Annotated in this window: 1 pseudogene; it reads right to left on the bottom strand. The window is 36.1% G+C overall.

From position 1 onward, the window contains the following. A pseudogene (locus AB671_RS21655) lies at window positions 1-310 on the bottom strand (glycine cleavage system aminomethyltransferase GcvT); the annotation flags it as partial.

Here is a 310-nt window from a genome sequence, read left to right on the forward strand (position 1 = left end):
TTGGTCCCTGAACAGCCAATAAAGAAATTGAATCTGAAATATTGGTTACTTCTGCTCCAAAAGAATTATGTCTTTTAATCCAATCCAGGTCTTTTTGTATGTTTGAAGCATTAACGACAAGAAGGTAGTCGTTTTCACTTATTTTATAAACCAGCAAATCGTCAATAATTCCGCCCGTATCATTGGGCATACAGCTGTATTGTACTTTACCAGGATAAAGTGTTGACACATCATTGGTCGTGAGTTTCTGCATTAATTCAAAAGAACCTTTTCCTTGTATCGAGATCTCTCCCATATGTGACACATCAAA

The organism is Chryseobacterium sp. BGARF1, assembly GCF_001677955.1.
GTDB lineage: Bacteria > Bacteroidota > Bacteroidia > Flavobacteriales > Weeksellaceae > Chryseobacterium.